Genomic DNA, 19,780 nt, shown 5'->3' with positions numbered 1-19,780 from the left:
TGCCCGGCTTACAAATGATAAGGCGTAATCACTCCTGGAATCCTGGCAAAATCTTTAGTGTTGCGCGTGACTAGCTCATAACGATGCATTTGTGCCGTCGCCAGGATAATGGCATCCGGCAACTTCATCCCATACTCCTGCCTGAGGTTGACGCTTCGTTCTGCAATATCCTGTGAGACACCAATGATATTAAAAGCGCTCAGTGCAATGCGCGTACGATGTTCCTGGTGATACTTTTTTGCTCCCACCATCACTTCCATCCAGGAGATAAGGCTAATCGCATTTTGTGGTGGATAAGCCTCCAGTGCCTGTTTCGCTTCAACGCGGCCGCTGAACAGATCAATGAGAATATTGGTATCAAACAGCGCCGGACCTTTACTCATTGCCACTCCTCACGAAGCTTCCTTTCATATTCAACACCATCTTCCTCGCAGCGTTGCCAAAGCCCCAGCGCATCGGCGATAGTAGTTTCAGCCTGGCCTTGCCTTTCCAGGTACTGTTCTACCGCTTCACGTAACAGCTCTGCTCGCGGAAGATTGCGCTGCTGCTTGAGGTCTTCAAGACGTTTGATAACGTCATCTGATAAGTCGAGTAATATTCTGCCCATATCCATTCCTGCCATCATGCTCACATATACCTCCAGTATATCATTGGCGACTAATTTTCAAACAACATACACCTATGGCAGACAGGGGAAAAGTGTCGTCTGAGACGATTTTCACTTTTGCGAGCGGCTTTCCAGAAGATAGCAATCCGTCTGCTCGTTACAATCAACAGCGACAAAAAACCCAGCCAACATCCAGAGTTGGCCGGGTAATATTTAGATTAGTAGTAGTATTCGTCAGGGTAGTTATCCGGGCACCAACTCATCCCTTCGGGATCGGTCCCTGATAATACAGCTCGCAGGTTTTGGTGATCGTTTGCACGACGATAAAGAGTGGTATACAGCCGTTTCCAGTCATGTGGACCCGGCGTATTCCAGTTCATACGCCGCCAACTATCCCCCTCTGCTGGGTGGTGCCATTTGCCGTTAAGACTGGCGCATTTAGTATGTTTATGCGGTTTCGCTTTACCATCGCGGGTTCTGTCTCTGCGGGTATTAAACGTCGACATTTTTAGTCTCCTGTTAAGGTTTCTAAAAATGCGCCTCCTTGAAATAGTTCATCTTCACTCCTCAATCCGTATATCGCGCTCTGGCGCGTATTTCCTGCACCCGTGGACCATGATGAGCACGCTGATGACCACACATCCAACAGGAAAAACCACATGGCGAGTGAAGACAAATACCAATCTGCCTCTCACTTCCATAACCCGCATTACGATATTTACTGCGGATTTTCTTTAGTCTCACATTATGATGCCGACGCTCGGCACGCGTTCTGACCGTTTCATCACTCCTGAGTTGGCGGCACTATGCCGCGTTCACATGAGTTCTGAGTACTGAAACTTCCGATTTATCATTATGTCTATCTTCCCTTAGCTAAGCGCCGGAATGACATGCAATGGATCATTGGCAATCGCCCGTAGCAGCGCTTTAGCTGGCCCCGTGGGGGAACGCCTTCCCTGCTCCCAGTTACGTAACGTATCTACGCTTACCGATATTAACTCTGCAAATTTAGATTGTGATAATCCAGAGGACTGACGGATTTCTTTGATTTTCATAGCATCAATATGAAAGGTTCGCGAAGGCTGGCGATCTCCTTCGACTATCTCACCCATTTGGCTCATGCTTTTGGTCAATCGCTCAAACAGCGCCTTATCCATCTACCACCTCTCATTTAACATACGGAGTACCGCCTTTTCCTGCGGAGTCAGGTCATCCTTGATGCCTTTCTGATAGATCAGTAATAACCGAATCTCAGATTTCCGGCTTTGATAAAAAATAGATAACTCGTGCACCACCTCGTTTCCCCTTTCCTCGAGCACCCCATCGAATTTTTCTCAGACCACCGGTTTCTGATATCAAATCGCCTCCCTCAGGTTGTATCGCGAGGAACACTTGAAATCGGTGGTATTCATCGTCATCGAGTAATTTTTTGACGTCTTCAGTAAAGATTTCCGTTTCAATAAATAGCATTTTCCCTACGCCATTGGCTTATAGTAATCGAAATCAACTATACGTCAATGGCGTATAGCTCATATCACTTAACATTACGACCCAGAATCAGGCAAAGCCACCAGTGCTCAATGAACATTTCACTTTTGCGAGCCGCTTTCCATAATCCTTCTGCAACCCAAATCCTCCATTTTCTTTTGCTAAGAACCAGGCTATAACGCTGTATATCCAAACAGTTAAAGGGAATGAAAATGGCGCTTGAAAAAGGTATTGCAGAGCTGGTTCGGGAGTTTATCGCTGCGGGTCGCCCCTCTTCGCGCGAACAGAATATTGATGACCGGAGAAACGGTTACGTCGCCAGCACCGTGTTAGCCGGGGAACAAGAAGAGCGCGTACAGGTAGAAGATATCGAGCTTGAAGGCATGATTTTTCGCGTCGTCTCACCCCTGAATGCTACTGGCGCACTGCCAGCCGTTATCTATTTTCACGGCGGCTGCTTTATCAGCGGTGGCTTCGCTACTCACGACAATCAGCTTCGCCAGCTGGCTTATCGCAGCGGTTGTCGGGTTATCGCCGTGCAATACCGACTGGCACCAGAACATACGTTCCCTACCGCACATGACGATGCAGAAAAGGGAGCGCTGATTATTCATCGCCATGCAGAGCCGCTGGGCATTGACGCTTCGCGTATTACGCTTGCTGGCGACAGCGCCGGGGGACATCTGGCATTAGTGACCGCTCTGCGCCTGAAGACAGCACAGGTCTGGCAACCCGCACAGCTCATTTTGATTTACCCGATGCTGGATGCCACCGCCAGCATGAAGAGCTATCTCGATAACGGTAAAGATTACATCATCACCGAAGATACGCTGCTCAGCGGCTACGAAATGTACCTTTTATCGACGGAACTCCACCATCCGGAAGCCAGCCCGCTCTGGCGTAAAGACTTTAGCGGCCTGCCGCCGGTGCATATTCTGACGGCGGAATATGACCCTTTGCGTGATGAAGGCGAAACGCTATATCAGCGCATGGTTGAACAGGGCGTTGACTGTACCTGCCAGCGCTATCTTGGGGTGATTCACGGTTTCTTTCAGTTAGGTGGGGTGAGCCCAGCGGCGCGAAACGCCATGGGGGATATCGCCTGGCGGGTTAAATCACCAGGCCAATAGATAAGCACGAGGGAAATCTACTCTTCCTCGTTACCGCCCTCTTCATACGAGCCAAAAGGTTTCGCGGGCAGAACAATGTAGATACCTTCGAAGACAGCGCCCAGTTGATCATCGCCAAACAGTTCAACCTGCAGTTGAACGCGTGCTTTGCGCCCCCGCGCCAGGCGGTCAAGATCGCCGCTTAACGAGCCAAGATCGGCAACTGCGCTCGGGCGTCCGCTAATTGGCTGGCTGTAACGGATATGGGCATCGGCAAGAATAATCGTCCCGCCGAGATGCCGCTCGCGCAGCATCAGCCAGATAAGCCCCCAACCGGTTAACGTTGCCTGTGAAAACAGGCTACCGGCAAACAGCGTATGGTGCGGATTCTGGTTACCGGCCTCCGGCATGGTAGTGATAAATTTTTGCCCGGTGTACTGCTGAATGCGCACACCCATTTTTTCGCTGAGCGGAATATGCTGATACCAGGCCTGTTGCAGCTGAGCGCACCAGTCGCCGCGATGCAAAATATCGTCCAACGAGGCTATCGGCTTAATCATCAAAAAATGGCGAATCGGCGTGGTGGTCGGCGTGGTGATTTCACCCTGGTTCACAAAACCAAGCTTGGCAAAGAAGTCCATCGCGTCTTCACGAGCGCTACAGGTCACGCGCTTGACGCCCTCCTGACGGGCAACCGACTCCAGCGTCATCGCCATCAGGGTACCCAGACCTTTATCCTGCACCGAGGGATGCACAGCCATAAAGCGAATTGAAGCTTCGTTCTCCGCATTCACATACAGCCGTCCGACAGCAACCAGATTACCCTCTTCATCAACAACCATCTGGTGGTGCGCCATCGCATCCCACGCGTCTCGTTCGGACCCTTTCGGCTGATGCAGCGGCTTACGCAGCATCTCCCAGCGAAACTGATAGTAGCTCTCTAACTCTTCTTCTGTTTGCGGTACACGAAGGTGATACATAGCTGTACTCTCTTTTGTTACCCGCAGCCTGCCCGGAAGCTGGCTCATACCTGCAACCAAAAGGTCACGGGGCCATCATTCACCAGAGAGACCTGCATATCGGCAGCGAATCTTCCGGTCTGTGTATTCATTTCCTGCTGTCGACAGCGCTCGACAAAATACTCATATAGCGCTTCTGCTCTGTCCGGCGCGGCCCCTTTAGAAAAACCTGGACGCATCCCGCGCTCGGTATCCGCCGCCAGCGTAAACTGTGAGACCACCAACACGCTGCCGCCAGCCTGCTGTACGTTAAGATTCATCTTTCCTTCAGCATCGCTGAAAATACGGTATCCCAGCACGCGCTCGCACAGGCGGTTCGCTTTTTGCTCATCGTCGTCTCTCTCGACGCCTAACAGCACCAAAAGTCCCGGGCCGATTTCGCCCGTCACTTCATCCTCCACGGTAACGCTAGCTCGGGATACGCGTTGAATTAATGCAATCATGATTGTTCTGTTTCTTCTTTTTTCAGTTTGCGGTATTCACCGAGAGTGACAGTAATTTCAGCGCCAAGCAAGACGATACACCACGTCCAGTACACCCAAACGAACAAAATGGGTACGACGGCGATCACACCGTAAATCAGCTGATACGACGGAAAAGCGGTGATATATAACGCAAAAGCCTTCTTCCCCGCTTCAAACAATAATGCGGCTACCAGCGAGCCAATCACCGCATCGCGATTGCGCACCTCCGCCGTTGGCACAATGCTGTAGAGCAGCCAAAATGCCACCCAGGAAAGAATTAACGGAAAAATGCGCAGTACATCGTCAATCACGCTATTCAGTTCGCTGGCCCAGCGTAATGACAGCAAGTAAGAGCTGATCGCCAGGCTCGCCCCCGCCAGAAGCGGCCCCAGTGTGAGGATCATCCAGTAGACCGCGAAGGAGTAGGTCTTTGGCCGCGTACGGGTACTGCGCCAGATCGTGTTCAACGCGCTATCAATGGAGTACATCAGCAGCAGCGATGTCACAATCAGGCCGAAAGCGCCCACGGCGGTCATCCGGCTGGAGTTAGCGACAAATTGCTCAATGTAACCCTGAATAACATCTCCGGTAGCCGGGATAAAATTCGCAAAGATAAAGTGGCGAATCTGGATGCTGACATCAGAAAACATCGGAAATGCCGCGAACAGCGCGAAAACAACGGCGATAAGCGGCACAAGGGAGAGTAACGACACGTAAGCAAGGTTGCCCGCCAGCGCCGTCATGTTATCTTCATCAATACGCCGCCAGAGCAACTTAAGCCAGGAAACCAGCGGCCGCGTACGGCGCGTTGTTTTTTGATGAAGATTTTTTAGCATAGCTGTTTCGCAAAGTAGTCAGGAATGGTCTCCTTCCCGGTCACCTGAATACTGGTAATCCCTAACCGCTCAGCGCCCGCGATATTTTCGGCGTTATCATCAAAAAAGACCGTATCCTCAGCAGAAAAACCTTCGGATTCGAGGACGCTCTGATAGATCCGCGCCTCAGGTTTGCGCATCCCCATCTCTTGCGAAAGATAAATATGGTCAGCAACGGCGCGTATCTCTGGATATTCATCCGGCCAAAAGGTGGTATGCAGACGGTTAGTATTCGACAGGACCACCACGCGATGCCCCTGCTCACGCAGCTTTTGCATAATGGTGGTGACTTCCGGGCGCAGGGCAACAAAAACGGCCTGCCAGCCATGGGCGAACTGTTCATAGCTAAGCGGCATGCTCATTTCATGGCACATTGCCGCCGCAAAATCTTCATCGCTGATTTCACCGCGTTCATGCTGATGAAACGCCTCGCCCATTGCGAAATGCTGCTTCAGCGTCGCAAGCGGGATACGCGTTAAATCACTCCACGTCCCGAGCACACGGTTGAAGTCAATATCGACAATCACATTACCTAAATCAAAGATATAGAGCATGGTCCTCTCCTTTTGTACCGTGGAAAATTAACTGTAGCGGGAAAGGAGAGGTTTTACTATTCATGAGTAAAAGTTGAAGACCCCCAGCACATCAGGAACTGAGGAATAGCTAGCTAGCCCTCTTCCTGGGCAAGAATAATTTCTGTCTGATTTTCATCCAGCCACGATTTTAACCCGCCTGACGGGTACTCATCGGTAAACAGCGCCGTCACCTGCGCGACGTTACCGATCTCCACGGCAGCAGAAGCGTGATATTTAGTATGATCGGCGGCGAGAAGAATTTGCCTCGAGTGCGCCATCATCGTTTTCACCACGCTGGCTTCGTTGACATCAAACTCCAGCAGTGCGCCATCGCTTTCAATGGCCCCGACGCTTGTCACCAGATAATCAGCCCGAAAGTCAGCCACAAACGCCGTCGCGGAAGGGCCGATGATTCCGCTATTGTGCGGACGCAGCGTACCGCCTGGCACCATGACTTCGAAGCGTGGGTTGTTATAAAGAATATGCGCCACCCGCAGGCTGTTGGTGATGATGCGCAAATGATTATGGTTTAACAACGCCCGCGCCACCTGCTCAACGGTGGTGCCGATGGTAATAAACACCGTTGAACCATCCGGAATATAGTCAGCCACCGCTTCCGCGATGGCTTTTTTCTCTTCCGTCCAGGAGACTTCACGCTGTTCGAACGCCGTATTGACCACACTCGACGCTCTGCCAGCCCCGCCGTGGTGACGCGTAATCAATCCCTGTTCGCTTAGTTTACGAATATCACGGCGCACGGTCTGCGTGGAAACATCCAGCAGGCTGGCCAGCTCGTCAATATTCATATAACCGCGCTCGCTAATCAGCATAAGCAGCTGATCGTGCCGCGGGTTACCGGTCAGTTCGGTAAGACTCATGAAATTTCCTCGAAAAACCATTGCCCTGGCATTTTATACAAAAAGTGACAGAAAAGATCGGGTTTGATCACAGTCAGGGATACCCGCACGCCCTCCCGGGCGCGTACACTTCAGTGCCGCAACCCCACTGGCAAACTTGACGGCATCTTCCTGGGCGCAGCCAGAAGCCAGACTGAAAGCCAGCGCACCATGGAAAACATCTCCTGCACCGGTAGTATCAACCACATCCACGGCAAATCCAGGTTGATGCTGTAACACATTATTTTTTATCCAGTCACAGCCTTCCCCGCCTCGCGTCACATAAACATGTCCATTTGTGAGCGCTTGTGCTTTTTTCAGACCAGCCTCCGATTCTTCTGTCCCGGTCAGACGCGCCAGACCCGGTTCAGAGAAAGCAGCATGATCGCTTAACGCCACCAGCTCGCTAATGTCCTGCGGCGTAACATCACCATCCAGCACGGTTATCACTCCAGCCCGACGCGCGAGGGTAAATGCCTGCTTCGCCCCTTCGTGCCAGCGAACATCTGCCAGCACCACGTCCCACTGGGAAAAATCAATCGCATTCAACCAGTCGGCATCCGGCAGTAAATCCGGACTAGGGTAGTTGACGATAATCCGCTCCCCCTTCGCATCAACCATTATTGCCGATTGTGAAGAGTTCGCTCCCGTATAGCGCCGGGTGTAGCGAGTATTTACCCCCAGGGACTCCAGTTCCGCCAGCAAGCGGTTTCCGGTGTCGTCATCGCCAACCCGGCCAATAAAGTCCACCTGCGCGCCCAGTTTCGCCGCCGCCACAGCCGCCGTTGCGGCAGGCCCGCCGCCCACTTCCGTATAGCGCTTCGCCACATACTTCCCTCCTTCAAACGGTAAACCTTCTACGTAATAGATGCGATCCATCACGGCAATACCCACACAAGCAACGCGAATCATGGTCATTCCTTAAACGTTTCGAGATGGGATCATTTTAATTTCACAAAATGTTTAAAAAGTGACGGCTGTCAATTTTTTGACTATAAATTACAAATACGATCAAAAACAGACAATAAACACCCATTTTAAATGACAAAAAATGACACCACGTCTCAGGAGAACGTTATGGCAGCTATAGCATTTATCGGATTAGGTCAGATGGGTTCCCCCATGGCGAGCAACCTGTTGAAGCAGGGCCATCAGCTCAGCGTCTTTGACGTTAACCCGAATGCCATGCAGCAGCTTGTGGAAAAAGGGGCTCGTCCTGCCACCAGTCCAGCAGAAGCAGCGAAAGAGGCAGAGTTTGTCATCACGATGCTGCCAAACGGCGATCTGGTACGCGGCGTTTTATTCGGTGAATCAGGCGTCTGCGAAACCCTTTCCCCACAAGCGATGGTGATTGATATGTCGACTATTCACCCGCTGCAAACCGACAAACTGATTACCGATATGCGCGCCAAAGGCTTCGACATGATGGATTGCCCGGTCGGGCGCACTTCAGATCACGCCGTCGCGGGGACATTGCTGCTGCTGGCGGGTGGCACGGCAGAGCAGGTCGAACGCGCAACGCCGGTACTGATGGCGATGGGTAACGAACAGGTCAACGCAGGCGGTCCGGGTATGGGTATCCGCGTGAAGCTTATCAACAACTATATGAGCATTGCGCTGAATGCGCTGTCCGCCGAAGCCGCCGTGCTGTGCGAAGCGCTCGGCCTCTCCTTCGATGTGGCCTTAAAAGTGATGAGCGGAACGCCTGCCGGAAAAGGTCACTTCACCACCTCCTGGCCAAACAAAGTGCTGAAAGGCGATCTCTCTCCGGCCTTCATGATCGATCTGGCCCACAAAGATCTTGGCATCGCGCTGGATGTTGCCAATCAGCTGCATGTGCCGATGCCGCTCGGGGCCGCCTCCCGTGAAGTTTATAACCAGGCGCGCGCTGCAGGTCGTGGTCGGGAAGACTGGAGCGCCATTCTTGAGCAAGTTCGCGCATCTGCCGGACTGAACAATCAACATTGATAAGTAAAAGGACTGAGGACTGAACAATGACGAAGTACACCCTGAAAGATATCACCCGAGCTTCCGGCGGTTTTGCCATGCTGGCCGTCGATCAACGCGAAGCCATGCGCTTAATGTTTGCCGCAGCGGGGGCGAAATCCCCGGTCAGCGACAGCGTGCTGACCGATTTCAAAGTGAATGCGGCGAAGATTCTTTCTCCTTATGCCTCGGCCATTCTGGTCGATCAGCAATTCTGTTACCGCCAGGTGGTGGAGCAAAACGCGGTAGCCAAAAGCTGCGCCATGATTGTCGCCGCCGACGAGTTTATTCCTGGCAACGGCATCCCCGTTGATAGCGTGGTGATTGATAAAAATATCGATCCGCAGGCCGTGAAGCAGGACGGTGCCAAAGCATTAAAACTGCTGGTGCTGTGGCGCAGCGATGAAGATGCCCAGCAGCGTCTGGACATGGTGAAAGAGTTCAACGAGCTATGCCACTCCAGCGGCCTGCTGAGCATTATCGAACCGGTAGTACGTCCGCCGCGTCGTGGCGATAAGTTCGATCGCGAGCAGGCCATTATCGATGCCGCTAAAGAGCTGGGCGACAGCGGTGCCGATCTCTACAAAGTCGAAATGCCGCTGTACGGCAAAGGCTCTGCGCAAGAGCTACTCACCGCCTCCCAGCGCCTGAATGAAAACATCAACATGCCGTGGGTCATTCTCTCCTCAGGTGTCGATGAAAAACTGTTTCCTCGCGCGGTCAGCGTTGCAATGACCGCTGGCGCATCAGGCTTCCTGGCCGGGCGTGCGGTCTGGTCATCGGTTGTGGGGCTGCCGGATACCGAACTGATGCTGCGCGATGTTTCTGCACCGAAGTTGCAGCGTCTGGGCGATATCGTCGATGAAATGATGGCCCGCCGCCGTTAATACGAGGATCGAAGAATGAAATGGTTTAACACCTTGAGCCACAACCGCTGGCTGGAGCAGGAAACCGACCGCATCTTTAACTTTGGCAAGAACGCGGCGGTACCGACCGGATTTGGCTGGCTGGGAAATAGTGGTCAGGTCAGAACGGATATGGGAACGCATCTGTGGATCACTGCCCGAATGCTGCACGTCTATTCCGTTGCCGCATCCATGGGTCGCCCCGGTGCGTATCAATTAGTCAGTCACGGGATCAACGCTCTGAACGGCGCGCTGCGTGATAAACGCTACGGCGGCTGGTACGCCTGCGTCAATGACGAAGGCGTGATGGATGCCTCCAAGCAGGGCTATCAGCATTTCTTTGTGTTGCTTGGCGCGGCAAGCGCGGTCACGACCGGTCATCCACAGGCCAGACAACTGCTCGATGACGCCATCGAAGTGATTGAAAAATACTTCTGGAGTGAAGATGAGCAGATGTGCCTGGAGTCCTGGGACGAAGCCTTCAGCCAGACGGAAGATTATCGCGGCGGCAACGCCAACATGCACGCAGTTGAAGCCTTCCTGATCGTTTACGACGTCACTCATGATCGTAAATGGCTGGATCGGGCGCTACGCATCGCGTCGGTGATTATTCACGACGTGGCCCGCAGCGGTGAGTATCGCGTTAACGAGCACTTCGATTCGCAGTGGAACCCTATCCGCGATTACAACAAAGACAACCCAGCGCATCGCTTCCGTGCCTACGGCGGCACTCCGGGCCACTGGATCGAGTGGGGCAGATTGATGCTGCATCTGCACGCCGCGCTGGAAGCTCGCTTCGAAACGCCACCAGCCTGGCTGCTGGAAGATGCTAAAGGTCTGTTCCACGCCACCATCCGTGATGCCTGGGCACCGGACGGCGCGGACGGTTTTGTCTACTCGGTGGACTGGGACGGTAAACCGATCGTTCGCGAAAGAGTGCGCTGGCCGATCGTCGAAGCGATGGGCACCGCCTACGCCCTGTACACCCTCACTGGTGACAGCCAGTACGAAGCCTGGTACCAGACGTGGTGGGATTACTGCATCACTTATCTGATGGACTACGAGACCGGTTCATGGTGGCAGGAGCTGGATACCGATAACAAGGTGACCACCAAAGTCTGGGACGGCAAGCAGGATATTTACCACCTGCTGCACTGCCTGGTGATCCCGCGCCTGCCCCTGGCACCAGGGCTGGCTCCGGCGGTTGCTGCTGGTCTTCTGGATATCAACGCAAAATAGGTCATAAGGATAGCAGCCATGCACAGCGGCGGAAAAACCATTCAACTTCAGGCCGGACACTATCAGGCAAAAATCGTCACGGTTGGCGCGGGACTGGCGGAACTGACGCACCATGGGCGTCACGTCGTTATTCCACACAAACCTGAAGAGATGCCGCTGGCACATCTGGGGAAAATATTGGTTCCCTGGCCAAATCGCATAGCAAACGGCTGCTATCAGCATAACGGCAAGGCATTTCAGCTTGCCGTTAATGACCTTGCTTCGCAGAGCGCGATTCATGGCCTTTTAGCCTGGCGGGATTGGCAGATTAACCAGCAGTCGGTATCGGAAGCGTCGCTGATGATTTTTCTGCCGCCTTCTTACGGCTATCCGTTTTCATTACTTGTCGAAGCGACCTACCGCCTGGATGCGATAAATGGCCTGCATGTTTTTATCACAGCGCTCAATATCGGTAACGAATCAGCGCCTTATGGTTCTGGCGCGCATCCCTATTTAACCTGCGATCTTGAGCAAATAGATAGCTGTACGTTAACCCTTCCAGCAAACGAAGTATTGAACATTGATAACCTGGAAATGCATTGCGTTGAACACACAGAGCTGAATTTCACCACGCCACGCCCTATCGCCGCAACGCAAATCGATCACACCTTTAAAACCCCTGATTCCGGGGACAAGTGGGAAGTCAGGGTTTTCAGCGCAGCAAAAAAAATGACTACGTACTTACGTTGCGATCAGCCATGGCTGCAGGTTTACAGCGGCGAGAAATTAAATCGTCTGGGACTTGCCGTAGAACCCATGACCTGCCCGCCTGATGCTTTTAATTCCGGCATCAGTCTTATCTCTCTGGCTCCCGGAGAGATGCATCGGCTGCACTTTTTGATTGGCGCTGAATAACGCCGCCCCGGACAAAAATTACCGAATTACCCTATATCTACGGAGACGAAAATGAATTCGTTACAACAACGGTCAAGCGCATTAGAACTCACAACCCTACGGGATGGCTTTGCGCTAACGTATCAACAGCGCCTGATTCTGCGCCATACCTCGCAAACCCCTTGCCTGTGGATTGGCACCGGCGTCGCGGATATTGATATGTTTCGCGGCAACTTCAGTATTAAAGACAAACTGAATGAAAAAATTGCTCTCACGAGTGCCACGGTCAGTGAATCGTCTGACGGCTGGCGGGTCGATTTCAGCCGCGGCACCACCATCAACGCGACCCTGAAAATCTCCACCGATGAACAGGGCCGCCTGAAGCTGGACCTGCAAAACGACGATCTGAGCCACAATCGCATCTGGCTGCGGCTGGCCGCTAACCCGGCCGATCATATCTACGGCTGCGGTGAACAGTTCTCTTACTTTGATTTACGCGGCAAGCCGTTCCCACTGTGGACCAGCGAACAGGGCGTAGGTCGTAATAAAAATAGCTATGTCACCTGGCAGGCGGACTGCAAAGAGAACGCGGGCGGCGACTATTACTGGACCTTCTTCCCGCAACCAACCTTTGTCAGCACTCAAAAATACTACTGCCACGTTGATAACAGCTGCTACATGAATTTCGACTTTAGCGCACCGGAGTATCACGAACTGGCGCTGTGGGAAGACAAAACCACCCTGCGCTTTGAGTGCGCCGACACCTATATTTCCCTGCTGGAAAAACTGACCGCGCTGTTAGGCCGCCAGCCAGAACTGCCGGACTGGATTTACGACGGCGTCACGCTAGGTATTCAGGGCGGCACCGAGGTTTGCCAGAACAAACTGGACACCATGCGCAACGCGGGCGTGAAGGTGAACGGCATCTGGGCGCAGGACTGGTCCGGGATCCGTATGACCTCCTTTGGCAAGCGCGTGATGTGGAACTGGAAGTGGAACAGCGACAACTACCCACAGCTGGATAGCCGTATTAAGCAGTGGAAAGAAGAAGGCGTGCAGTTCCTCTCGTATATCAACCCGTACGTTGCCAGCGATAAAGATCTCTGCGCCGAAGCGGCAGAACGCGGCTATCTGGCAAAAGATGCCGCTGGCGGTGACTACCTGGTTGAGTTCGGCGAGTTTTACGGCGGCGTGGTCGATCTGACTAACCCGGAAGCCTACGACTGGTTCAAAGAAGTCATCAAAAAGAACATGATTGAGCTCGGTTGCGGCGGCTGGATGGCGGATTTTGGCGAATACCTACCGACCGATACGTATCTGCACAACGGCGTCAGCGCCGAGATCATGCACAACGCCTGGCCTGCGCTGTGGGCGAAATGTAACTACGAGGCGCTACAGGAGACCGGCAAGCTCGGCGAGATCCTGTTCTTTATGCGGGCGGGTTACACCGGCAGCCAGAAGTACTCCACCATGATGTGGGCGGGCGACCAAAACGTGGACTGGAGTCTCGACGATGGCCTGGCTTCGGTCGTCCCTGCGGCGCTGTCGCTGGCGATGACCGGCCACGGCCTGCACCACAGCGATATCGGCGGCTACACGACCCTGTTTGACATGAAACGCACGAAAGAGCTGCTGCTGCGCTGGTGTGACTTCAGCGCCTTCACCCCGATGATGCGCACCCACGAAGGTAACCGCCCAGGCGATAACTGGCAGTTTGATGGCGATGAAGAGACTATCGCCCACTTTGCCCGTATGACCACCGTCTTCACCACCCTGAAACCGTATCTCAAACAGGCCGTTGCGCAGAACGCCGCCTCCGGCCTGCCGGTGATGCGCCCGTTGTTCCTGCATTACGAAGACGATGCAGCCACCTATACCCTGAAATATCAGTATCTGCTGGGTCAGGATCTATTGGTTGCGCCGGTTCACGAACAGGGTAAATGCGACTGGACGCTGTATCTGCCAGAAGACAACTGGGTCAACGTCTGGACCGGTGAAACTCACCAGGGCGGCGAAATTACCGTCGATGCGCCAATTGGCCAGCCACCCGTCTTCTATCGCGCGAAGAGTGAGTGGGCATCGCTGTTTGCCACTTTACGCCACATCTAATACGGCTCGCCCGCGGGGAAACTCGCGGGCAAACGGAGAATAACAATGAGTCAAAATTCAGCTAATCCGGCAACCCTACGCTTGCCTTTTAAAGAAAAACTCGCCTATGGGCTCGGTGATTTAGGTTCCAATATCCTGCTGGACATTGGCACGCTCTATTTACTCAAATTTTATACCGATGTCCTTGGTTTACCGGGAACTTACGGCGGTATTATTTTCCTTATCGCCAAGTTTTTTACCGCATTTACCGATATGGGCACCGGGATTATGCTCGATTCGCGGCGTAAAATCGGTCCAAAAGGTAAATTCCGTCCATTCCTGATTTACGCAGCTTTCCCGGTTACGCTTCTGGCTATCGCTAACTTTGTCGGCACGCCGTTTGAAATCACCGGCAAAACGGTGATGGCGACGGTGCTGTTTATGCTGTACGGACTGTTCTTCAGCATGATGAACTGCTCTTATGGCGCGATGGTACCCGCGATAACGAAAAACCCGGATGAGCGCGCTTCGCTTGCCGCCTGGCGTCAGGGCGGCGCGACGCTCGGCCTGCTGCTGTGCACCGTCGGCTTTGTGCCAGTGATGAACCTGATCGAAGGCAACTCGCAACTGGGTTATATCTTCGCCGCCACGCTGTTCTCCCTGTTCGGCCTGCTGTTTATGTGGCTATGCTATGCGGGAGTTAAAGAGCGCTACGTCGAAGTTAAGCCCGTTGATGCGGCGCAAAAGCCGGGGTTACTGCAATCCTTCCGCGCCATCGCTGGCAACCGCCCGCTGTTTATTCTGTGCATTGCCAACCTCTGTACGCTCGGCGCGTTTAACGTCAAGCTAGCGATTCAGGTCTATTACACCCAGTACGTACTGAATGACCCCATCCTCCTCTCCTGGATGGGATTTTTCAGCATGGGCTGTATCTTTATTGGCGTCTTTTTAATGCCCATGATGGTCAGACGCTTTGGTAAGAAGAAGGTTTATATCGGCGGCCTGCTGATTTGGATTGCGGGCGATCTGCTCAACTACTTCTTTGGCGGCGGGTCGGTCAGTTTTGTTGCTTTCTCCTGTCTGGCCTTCTTTGGTTCGGCGTTCGTCAACAGCCTGAACTGGGCGCTGGTCTCCGACACGGTGGAATATGGCGAATGGCGCACCGGCGTGCGTTCTGAAGGTACAGTGTACACCGGATTTACCTTCTTCCGTAAAGTGTCGCAGGCGCTGGCTGGCTTCTTCCCCGGCTGGATGCTGACCCAGATTGGCTATATGCCCAACGTGGTGCAATCGGCGGGTACCGTCGAAGGCTTACGCCAGCTGATTTTTATTTATCCGTGCGCGCTAGCGGTGATCACCATCGTGGCGATGGGCTGTTTCTACAACCTTAACGAGAAGATGTATGTCCGCATCGTTGAAGAGATAGAAGCCCGTAAACAACCTGTCTGATAATAATAATGAATAGCGCCCTACGGGGCGTTATTGAGGAGCGATTATGTCTGACCATGATCCGCTAACGCTAAAACTGAGCCTACGGGAAAAATGCGCCTATGGCGTGGGTGACTTCGGCTCAAATTTGATGCTGTGTATCGGCACGCTGTATCTGCTTAAATTTTATACCGATGAACTAGGGATGCCTGCATATTACGGCGGGATCATCTTTCTGGTAGCGAAGTTCTTCACCGCCTTCACCGATATGCTGACCGGCGTATTACTGGACTCGCGGCGTAATATCGGCGCAAAGGGGAAATTCAGGCCTTTTATTCTGTATGCCTCATTCCCCGTCGCGCTGGTCGCCACAGCGCAGTTTTTAGCGACAGATTTTACGCTAACGGTGAAAACGGGGCTGGCGACGGTGCTGTTTATGTTGTTCGGCCTGTTTTATAGCCTGATGAACTGCTCTTATGGGGCGATGGTTCCCGCCATCACTAAAAACCCGCACCAGCGCGCAGAACTCGCCGCGTGGCGACAGGGCGGCGCAACCCTGGGCCTGCTGCTGTGTACCGTTGGCTTTATGCCCATTCAGGCGCTTTTTACAAGTTCACCTTCGCTTGGCTATCTGATTGCTGCGCTGATCTTCTCCGTTTGCGGGTTATTCAGCATGTGGTGGTGCTTTAGCGGGGTGAAAGAGCGCTATATTGAAATCGTACCGGATCATCATAAACCCAGTATTCTCAAGTCGTTCTGCGCGATTTTCCGTAACCCCCCTCTGCTGGTGCTGTGTATTGCTAACCTGTGTACGCTGGCGGCATTTAACATCAAGCTGGCGATTCAGGTCTATTACACCCAGTACGTACTGAACGATATCCATCTGCTGTCATGGATGGGCTTTTTCAGTATGGGTTGTATCCTGGTGGGCGTTTTTCTTGTCCCCACAACGGTGAAGCGCTTCGGTAAAAAGCAGGTTTACCTGGGTGGGCTGGCATTGTGGGCCATAGGCGATGTGCTGAACTTTTTCTGGGGAAGTACATCATTTTTATTTGTGACGTTCTCCTGCATGGCCTTCTTTGGCACCGCCTTCGTTAACAGTCTGAACTGGGCGCTGGTTCCGGATACGGTTGATTATGGTGAGTGGAAAACGGGTATTCGTGCGGAAGGGTCAGTTTATACCGGTTATACCTTTTCACGAAAAATTTCCGCAGCGCTTGCCGGGTTCTTGCCAGGAATTATGCTGACGCAAATTGGTTATATCCCCAATATTGCGCAAAGTGAAACTACGCTACTCGGTTTACGCCAGCTTATTTTTCTCTGGCCCTGCGGTCTGGCGATTATCGCGGCATTCACTATGGGCTTATTTTATAAGCTCAATGAAAGCCGTTTTGCTTTTATTATCGAGGAAATTGGCCAACGAAAAAAACAACACAACCCGGTATTGTGAATAACTAAAAGACCTCTTTTTTAATTATTGCCGCTCTATCCATTTTAATGGATAGCGGCTCCCCTACGTTAAAAAATGGATTTATTATGAAAAAAATAAACGCGATACTTCTGTTAACCTCTGTTATATCTACCTCTGCATTTGCTGGTGCTTATGTGGAAAATCGCGAGGCGTATAACCTTGCATCCGATCAGATGGAGGTCATGCTGCGCGTTGGCTATAACTTTGATATGGGCGCTGGCCTGATGCTCACCAACACCTATACTCTGCAACGCAAGGATGAGTTAAAGCATGGCTATAACGAAATCGAAGGCTGGTATCCGCTATTCAGACCAACGAATAAATTAACGATTCAGCCGGGAGGGTTAATTACCGATAAGAGCATTGGCTCCAGCGGTGCGGTTTATCTGGATGTGAATTACAAATTTACCCCGTGGTTTAATCTGACCGTGCGTAACCGCTATAATCACAATAACTACAGCTCAACTGACTTAAACGGTGAACAAGATAATAATGATACTTACGAAGTAGGTACCTATTGGAATTTTATTATCACCGATAAATTCTCTTATACTTTTGAACCACACTATTTTACGCGGGTGAATGACTTTAATAGTAGCAACGGTAAAGACCATCACTGGGAAATTACCAATACCTTCAGGTATCGGATCAATCAAAACTGGCTGCCTTACTTTGAACTACGCTGGCTGGATCGCAATGTGGAGCCGTACCACCGGGAGCAAAACCAGATTCGCGCTGGGGTGAAGTATTTCTTTTAAGTTTTTTAGGCAAAAAAAAGCCGCTGATAATCAGCGGCTTTTTCATAGCAAGAAGCGTTAATTAATCTTCTTTAGAACCACGCATCGCGCGTTTACGATCGTTCTCGGTCAGATGACGCTTACGGATACGGACAGAAGTCGGGGTGACTTCTACCAGTTCGTCGTCATCGATGAACTCAAGAGCTTGCTCCAGCGTCATTTTCAGTGCCGGAACCAGGGTCGTCGCTTCGTCAGTACCGGAAGCACGCATGTTGGTCAGTTTCTTACCGGTCAGGCAGTTTACAGTCAGGTCGTTAGAACGACTGTGAATACCGATGATCTGGCCTTCGTAAACTTCTGCACCGTGACCCAGGAACAGCTTACCGCGGTCCTGCAGGCTGAACAGTGCGAACGCAACCGCTTTACCCTGGCCGTTGGAGATCAGAACGCCGTTCTGACGCTGACCCACATCACCCGCACGAACGTCGTCGTAATGGCTGAAGGTGGAGTACAGCAGACCGGTACCGGAGGTCATGGTCATGAATTCTGAACGGAAGCCGATCAGACCACGGCTTGGGATCACGTAGTCAAGACGTACGCGGCCTTTGCCATCTGGATTCATGTTTTTCAGATCGCCTTTACGCTCACCCAGTGCCTGCATCACAGAACCCTGGTGCTGCTCTTCGACGTCCAGCGTGACGTTTTCGAACGGCTCTTGTTTACGGCCATCGATTTCACGGAAGATAACTTTCGGACGGGAAACCGCCATCTCGAAACCTTCACGACGCATGTTCTCGATAAGAACAGACAGGTGCAGTTCACCACGGCCAGAAACGCGGAATGCGTCTGCATCCGGAGTTTCTTCAACGCGCAGCGCCACGTTGTGCACCAGCTCTTTGTTCAGGCGGTCAAGGATCTGACGAGAGGTAACGTACTTACCTTCTTTGCCACAGAACGGAGAGGTGTTAACGCAGAAGAACATGGTTACGGTCGGCTCATCAACAGACAGCGCCGGCAGCGCTTCAACATTCTGCGTATCGCAGATGGTGTCAGAGATGTTCAGCTCGCCCAGACCGGTGATTGCAATGATATCGCCAGCTTCTGCAACGTCGCTCTCGATACGCTCAAGACCCAGATGGGTCAGAACTTTACCGACTTTACCGTTACGGGTTTTGCCTTCGCTATCAACGATAGTAACCTGCTGGTTCGGCTTCACTTTACCGCGTTTGATGCGGCCGATGCCGATGACGCCAACGTAGTTGTTGTAGTCCAGCTGGGAGATTTGCATCTGCAGCGGGCCATCAAGGTCAACGTTCGGAGCCGGTACGCGATCGACGATAGTCTGATACAGCGGAGTCATATCGTCAGCCATATCTTCGTGATCCAGACCCGCGATACCGTTCAGCGCAGAAGCGTAAACGATAGGGAAGTCCAGCTGTTCGTCGGTAGCGTCGAGGTTTACGAACAGGTCGAATACCTGATCGACAACCCAGTCAGGGCGTGCGCCCGGACGGTCAACTTTGTTGATAACAACAATTGGCTTCAGGCCATGAGCAAAGGCTTTTTTGGTCACGAAGCGCGTCTGCGGCATCGGACCATCCATTGCATCAACGACCAGCAGAACGGAATCGACCATGGACATGACACGTTCAACTTCACCACCGAAGTCGGCGTGCCCCGGGGTATCAACGATGTTGATACGGTAATCATTCCATTTGATAGCGGTGTTTTTAGCCAGGATGGTAATCCCACGCTCTTTCTCCAAATCGTTGGAGTCCATCACACGCTCTTGAGTTTCGGCACGCGCATCGAACGTACCGGATTGCTGCAGCAGCTTATCAACCAGGGTAGTTTTACCATGGTCAACGTGCGCGATGATGGCGATGTTACGCAAATTTTCGATCACAACTTTGCCTCAGGCATTTAGAAATAGCGCGTTATTGTACACGGATTAATCGCACTACAAAACAGGATCACAAACATCCCCCGCAAACAAGTATTGCAGAGTTTCTTTGTGACC

20 protein-coding genes and 1 pseudogene are annotated in these 19,780 nt (G+C 52.4%); 9 read left to right on the top strand and 12 right to left on the bottom strand.

The window, feature by feature from the left end:
• Nucleotides 1-8: 8 nt before the first annotated feature.
• The 5 genes and pseudogenes from HV127_RS07270 to HV127_RS07250 form a co-directional block, all read right to left on the bottom strand.
• Nucleotides 9-383: a type II toxin-antitoxin system VapC family toxin gene (locus HV127_RS07270; RefSeq protein ID WP_182235458.1), complete on the bottom strand. Its 375-nt coding sequence runs from the start codon at nucleotides 381-383 to the stop codon at nucleotides 9-11.
• Nucleotides 380-625, bottom strand: a complete 246-nt coding sequence (locus HV127_RS07265) for a CopG family transcriptional regulator (RefSeq protein WP_182240584.1) — start codon at nucleotides 623-625, stop codon at nucleotides 380-382. The genes HV127_RS07270 and HV127_RS07265 overlap by 4 nt, the downstream gene beginning before the upstream one ends.
• 200 nt (nucleotides 626-825) lie before the next feature.
• Nucleotides 826-1,113: a hypothetical protein gene (locus HV127_RS07260; RefSeq protein ID WP_182235457.1), complete on the bottom strand. Its 288-nt coding sequence runs from the start codon at nucleotides 1,111-1,113 to the stop codon at nucleotides 826-828.
• 363 nt (nucleotides 1,114-1,476) lie between these two features.
• On the bottom strand, nucleotides 1,477-1,764 hold the full coding sequence (gene nadS, locus HV127_RS07255; protein ID WP_139537238.1) for a NadS family protein: 288 nt from the start codon (nucleotides 1,762-1,764) through the stop codon (nucleotides 1,477-1,479).
• Nucleotides 1,765-2,077 (bottom strand): annotated as a pseudogene (locus HV127_RS07250) (type II toxin-antitoxin system RelE/ParE family toxin).
• A gap of 230 nt (nucleotides 2,078-2,307) precedes the next feature.
• Here HV127_RS07250 and HV127_RS07245 point away from each other — a divergent pair.
• Nucleotides 2,308-3,225, top strand: a complete 918-nt coding sequence (locus HV127_RS07245; RefSeq protein ID WP_182235456.1) for an alpha/beta hydrolase — start codon at nucleotides 2,308-2,310, stop codon at nucleotides 3,223-3,225.
• A gap of 17 nt (nucleotides 3,226-3,242) precedes the next feature.
• Here the strand turns inward: HV127_RS07245 and fabY are convergent, their stop codons facing one another.
• The 6 genes from fabY to HV127_RS07215 all read right to left on the bottom strand — a co-directional run bounded on the left by fabY (nucleotide 3,243) and on the right by HV127_RS07215 (nucleotide 7,945).
• Nucleotides 3,243-4,184: a fatty acid biosynthesis protein FabY gene (gene fabY, locus HV127_RS07240; RefSeq protein WP_181484270.1), complete on the bottom strand. Its 942-nt coding sequence runs from the start codon at nucleotides 4,182-4,184 to the stop codon at nucleotides 3,243-3,245.
• A 44-nt stretch (nucleotides 4,185-4,228) separates the two neighbouring features.
• On the bottom strand, nucleotides 4,229-4,666 hold the full coding sequence (dtd, locus tag HV127_RS07235) for a D-aminoacyl-tRNA deacylase (RefSeq protein WP_110276088.1): 438 nt from the start codon (nucleotides 4,664-4,666) through the stop codon (nucleotides 4,229-4,231).
• Nucleotides 4,663-5,523, bottom strand: a complete 861-nt coding sequence (locus HV127_RS07230; RefSeq protein ID WP_182235455.1) for a virulence factor BrkB family protein — start codon at nucleotides 5,521-5,523, stop codon at nucleotides 4,663-4,665. Before HV127_RS07230 ends, dtd begins: the two co-directional genes overlap by 4 nt.
• Nucleotides 5,517-6,116 (bottom strand): glucose-1-phosphatase, encoded by a 600-nt coding sequence (gene yihX, locus HV127_RS07225; RefSeq protein ID WP_181484273.1) that lies wholly within the window; start codon nucleotides 6,114-6,116, stop codon nucleotides 5,517-5,519. Before yihX ends, HV127_RS07230 begins: the two co-directional genes overlap by 7 nt.
• Nucleotides 6,117-6,229: 113 nt before the next feature.
• A complete protein-coding gene (locus HV127_RS07220; RefSeq protein WP_110276085.1) occupies nucleotides 6,230-7,015 on the bottom strand; it encodes a DeoR/GlpR family DNA-binding transcription regulator in 786 nt (261 codons plus the stop codon).
• Between the two features lie 33 nt (nucleotides 7,016-7,048).
• A complete protein-coding gene (locus HV127_RS07215; protein ID WP_182235454.1) occupies nucleotides 7,049-7,945 on the bottom strand; it encodes a sugar kinase in 897 nt (298 codons plus the stop codon).
• A 165-nt stretch (nucleotides 7,946-8,110) separates the two neighbouring features.
• Here HV127_RS07215 and yihU point away from each other — a divergent pair, with 165 nt between their 5' ends.
• From yihU to ompL, 8 genes are all read left to right on the top strand, one after another.
• Complete coding sequence (gene yihU / locus HV127_RS07210) at nucleotides 8,111-9,001, top strand: sulfolactaldehyde 3-reductase (RefSeq protein ID WP_182235453.1); 891 nt, start codon at nucleotides 8,111-8,113, stop codon at nucleotides 8,999-9,001.
• A gap of 26 nt (nucleotides 9,002-9,027) precedes the next feature.
• Nucleotides 9,028-9,906 carry a sulfofructosephosphate aldolase gene (gene yihT / locus HV127_RS07205; protein WP_182235452.1) on the top strand — a complete coding sequence of 293 codons (879 nt, stop codon included), beginning with the start codon at nucleotides 9,028-9,030 and terminating at the stop codon, nucleotides 9,904-9,906.
• Between the two features lie 15 nt (nucleotides 9,907-9,921).
• Entirely contained in the window at nucleotides 9,922-11,163 is a 1,242-nt protein-coding gene (gene yihS, locus HV127_RS07200; RefSeq protein WP_182235451.1) for a sulfoquinovose isomerase, read from the top strand.
• Nucleotides 11,164-11,181: 18 nt separating this feature from the next.
• Complete coding sequence (locus HV127_RS07195; protein WP_182235450.1) at nucleotides 11,182-12,057, top strand: aldose-1-epimerase; 876 nt, start codon at nucleotides 11,182-11,184, stop codon at nucleotides 12,055-12,057.
• Between the two features lie 51 nt (nucleotides 12,058-12,108).
• Nucleotides 12,109-14,145 (top strand): alpha-glucosidase, encoded by a 2,037-nt coding sequence (locus HV127_RS07190; RefSeq protein ID WP_182235449.1) that lies wholly within the window; start codon nucleotides 12,109-12,111, stop codon nucleotides 14,143-14,145.
• A gap of 45 nt (nucleotides 14,146-14,190) precedes the next feature.
• The gene (locus HV127_RS07185) at nucleotides 14,191-15,573 is read left to right on the top strand and encodes an MFS transporter (protein WP_182235448.1); all 1,383 of its coding nucleotides are present in this window, start codon (nucleotides 14,191-14,193) and stop codon (nucleotides 15,571-15,573) included.
• Nucleotides 15,574-15,619: 46 nt separating this feature from the next.
• Nucleotides 15,620-17,002 (top strand): MFS transporter, encoded by a 1,383-nt coding sequence (locus tag HV127_RS07180; RefSeq protein WP_182235447.1) that lies wholly within the window; start codon nucleotides 15,620-15,622, stop codon nucleotides 17,000-17,002.
• A gap of 86 nt (nucleotides 17,003-17,088) precedes the next feature.
• The gene (gene ompL, locus HV127_RS07175) at nucleotides 17,089-17,781 is read left to right on the top strand and encodes a porin OmpL (protein WP_182235446.1); all 693 of its coding nucleotides are present in this window, start codon (nucleotides 17,089-17,091) and stop codon (nucleotides 17,779-17,781) included.
• A gap of 61 nt (nucleotides 17,782-17,842) precedes the next feature.
• Here the strand turns inward: ompL and typA are convergent, their stop codons facing one another.
• Entirely contained in the window at nucleotides 17,843-19,666 is a 1,824-nt protein-coding gene (gene typA, locus HV127_RS07170; protein WP_110276075.1) for a ribosome-dependent GTPase TypA, read from the bottom strand.
• Between the last annotated feature and the right edge of the window lie 114 nt (nucleotides 19,667-19,780).

This window comes from Klebsiella sp. RHBSTW-00215 (assembly GCF_014103785.1).
Lineage (GTDB): Bacteria > Pseudomonadota > Gammaproteobacteria > Enterobacterales > Enterobacteriaceae > Klebsiella.
This window is presented reverse-complemented; position numbering and strand designations above follow the sequence as displayed.